Consider the following 3,054-nt stretch of genomic DNA (forward strand, 5'->3'; position numbering starts at 1 on the left):
GGCCTCCCACTCCTCTCCGGTCGGACCACCTCCGAGCCGCGCCGCGAATCCCGCGTCCAAAAGATCATGAGCCACCAGCGGAGCTATGGCCGTGGCGGCCGCATCGGCCAGAAACGTGCGTCGCTTCACATCATCCTCGAACACGGCCAGGGGCACGTCCAGGACGGCCGACAGACACCGAAGGTAAAAGGCTCCCGGCTGCACCTTGCAACGCTCCCAGCGCGCGACGTGCTCCCGCGTGAGTGTCGTCCGAAACTGACGGTTGATCGCATCGGCGAGCTTGTCTTGACTCCACCCTCGCGCCTGGCGCAGTTCTCGGATCAACTGACCGACTGTCATGCCCCTATGCTGCCCCCGCTCAACCCCCAGGCGGCGCGCTTCACCCTGCCCGACTCCCCCACCATCGTGACTACCAAAAGCAGTCGTAGCACAACTCGAAGTCACGTCACCCTGACGCCTGATCGATGGCGCTGGCGATGCCAGAGACCGGTGACCTTCCCGTGGCCTGTCTCCTGAGGCGGGGCGTGAAGTCGCCATGACGTACCACCGCTTCGCGGTCGGGGACGTGGTGCGGGACACCGCACGGGAGTTGGCCGGCGCGGTGTGGAACCGGCGGGGTTGGCCTTCACCGTGCTCGCCCCTCGCCACAAGCCTTGGCCTGCCAGCATCGCGGCAGTGTCCTGGGTGCCGTAGAAGCCCGGAACCTTGCTGTGCGCATCGGCCCGCGCGCCGCCTCCGTCGAGCAGACGGCGTCACGCCTTCTCCCGAGCTCACCCTTCATCCGCGGAGCATCCAGGTCCAAGTCGGCGTACCGTCAGCACCATGCCTAACGAGCATCTGGGGGACCGTATCGCCCGGCTCCGCCGCATGTCGGGTCAGACGCAGGACGAACTGGCGGAAGCGGCCCGGGTGTCCGTGGACGTCATCAGGAAACTGGAGCAGAAGCGCAAGCACAGCGCACGTCTTCCCACGCTGCACAGCCTGGCCGCCGGCCTCGGGGTGGAGGTCACTCATCTGCTCGGGGATCCACCGGCCCTCCCCCGCAATACGGACGCCGAATCCCCGGGGCTGGTGGCCGTCCGCAGGGCCATTATGCCGCCGCTCTTCGGCGCCCCCCCGGAACCGGAGCAGTCGGGGCTTCTCGCTCTGCCGACGCTCCGTGAACAGATCGCGGACGCCTGGTCGTCCTATCACACCGCCGACTTCAACGAGGTCATGCGCGTGCTGCCCGGCCTTGTCTCCGCCGCTCGGTTACTGTCGAGCGGCGGCACGCCGGACCAGCGTGCAGCCGGGCACGGCGCACTGGCCAAGGCCCTTCAGCTCGGTGGCCACCTCTCGGTCAGGCTCGGCAAGACCGACCTTGCGCTGGCCAGCCTGGAGCGGGCGGTATCGGCGGCCGAGCAGGCATCGGACCCCCTGCTCACTCCGATGATGTGCAACTCCGTGGCCTGGGCGTACCAGCGGCAGAACCGGCTGGGGGACGCCACTGAACTCGCTGTTCGCGCCGCCGACCGCGTGGAGCACACCGGGCCCACCACTTCGGAGGAAGTACGGGTCTGGGGCGGCCTGCTCATGTCGGCGGCCACCAGCTACGCCCGCAGCGGCGATTACGAACACGCCAACGATCTGATGCTCTCCGCCGAACAAGCCGCCGGTCGGCTCAGCAGGCTGCCGGCCGCTGAGAACGGACGGTTGGTGAGCGTCTTCAACCTGTCCTCGGTGCGTATCGAACGCGTTCGGCTGGCCGTGCAACACGAGCGCCCCGAAGACGCGTTGGCCTTGGCCAGGCGTGTGCGCCTCAGCGCGGACACCCCCGTCTCATGGCGGACCTGGCTTCTGCTGGACATCGCCCGGGCACACACCGATCTCGGCAACGCCGCTGAGGCCGTGAAAGCACTGGAGACCCTGCGGCGGATCGCACCGGCCTGGATGCGGCATCACACCCTTGCCGTGGCCATAGTGACCGATCTCTGGGCCGGTCCCGCGCGTCCACCGGGTCTCCGCAAGCTGGCCTCCTTCCTCGGCATCGAATAAAAGCGGTGAGTAACTGGGACGTTCCATCCCTGTAACCGCTCACTGGGTCCCACCAGGATTGCCCCTGTCACAACGATGTGAGAGGGGTGCGTCCTGATGGTGGACGAAGTGGTCAGCGTGGTGGTTCCCCCGCCGGCTCCCGTGCCCAGGGCAACGCCGTTACGCCCCCGGGCGGTGAAGTCGCCATGACGTACCACCGCTTCGTCGTCGGGGACGTGGTGCGGGACACCGGTCGGGATCTGGCCGGCATGGTGTGGGACCGGCGGAACGGGGTGCTCGACCTCAAGGACAGCGCCGGGTACACCTGGCGGGCCCTGCCCCACCGCTGCGTCCTGCTCCGCCCGGCGCCACCCCGCACCTCCCGCGTTCCGCCCGGCACCGTGCCGGTCACCTGCACCCCGGCCGACGTACGCGTCGGGGACTACGTACAGGTGGACGGCCGGGGCACGTACCGCATCCGGGACATGCGCTCCACCGGGCCCGGCGAACGCGTGCTGCATCTGGAGGGCTACCCCCGCCCCTGGCGCATGCCCGCCGGGATCCGGCAGATCTACCGACCCGGGCCCCCTGCCGCATGAACCACCGGCCGCTCCCGCACCGAAGCGCGAGAAGGACTGAACCACGCACATGAGCCACAGCGAAGCCGCCGAGCACATCGCCATGCGCGCCCTGCTCAGCGAACTGACCCACAACCTGGGCGCTCCCCTCACCCCCGCCTGGGACAAGGCCTATTGGGCCGTTCCCCGCCACCGCTTCCTGCCCGACCGCATCCACCGGACGCCGGACTACGCCCCCATCGACCGCGAGGCCGCTCCCGAGCGGTGGCTGTGGACCGCCTACAGCGACGAACCGGCCATCACCCAGCTCAACGACGGCGACGAACCGGTCGACCAGACCGAACGCCGGCCCTCCTCCTCCGCGACCACACCCTCCCTCGTCTTCCGCATGCTCGACATGCTGGACGTGGAAGACGGCCACAGGGTGCTGGAGATCGGCACCGGGACGGGGTGGAACGCCGGG

General features: G+C 69.0%; 3 protein-coding genes and 1 pseudogene. 3 read left to right on the top strand and 1 reads right to left on the bottom strand.

The window, feature by feature from the left end:
- On the bottom strand, window positions 1–339 hold a 339-nt coding region (locus NX801_RS30505), incomplete at its 3' end, for a helix-turn-helix domain-containing protein (RefSeq protein WP_258791212.1).
- Window positions 340–822: 483 nt separating this feature from the next.
- Between NX801_RS30505 and NX801_RS30510 the strand changes: the two genes are divergently transcribed.
- From NX801_RS30510 to NX801_RS30520, 3 genes and pseudogenes are all read left to right on the top strand, one after another.
- Complete coding sequence (locus NX801_RS30510) at window positions 823–2,034, top strand: helix-turn-helix domain-containing protein (RefSeq protein WP_258791213.1); 1,212 nt, start codon at window positions 823–825, stop codon at window positions 2,032–2,034.
- Window positions 2,035–2,219: 185 nt separating this feature from the next.
- Window positions 2,220–2,612: a hypothetical protein gene (locus NX801_RS30515; RefSeq protein WP_258791214.1), complete on the top strand. Its 393-nt coding sequence runs from the start codon at window positions 2,220–2,222 to the stop codon at window positions 2,610–2,612.
- Between the two features lie 49 nt (window positions 2,613–2,661).
- A pseudogene (locus tag NX801_RS30520) lies at window positions 2,662–3,054 on the top strand (methyltransferase domain-containing protein); the annotation flags it as partial.

The organism is Streptomyces pyxinae (assembly GCF_024756275.1).
Lineage (GTDB): Bacteria > Actinomycetota > Actinomycetes > Streptomycetales > Streptomycetaceae > Streptomyces > Streptomyces pyxinae.

Excerpts from the sequence above, each read along its gene's own strand:
- NX801_RS30510 (WP_258791213.1), top strand. The coding sequence starts at position 823 with ATGCCTAACGAGCATCTGGGGGACCGTATCGCCCGGCTCCGCCGCATG.
- NX801_RS30515 (WP_258791214.1), top strand. The coding sequence starts at position 2,220 with ATGACGTACCACCGCTTCGTCGTCGGGGACGTGGTGCGGGACACCGGT.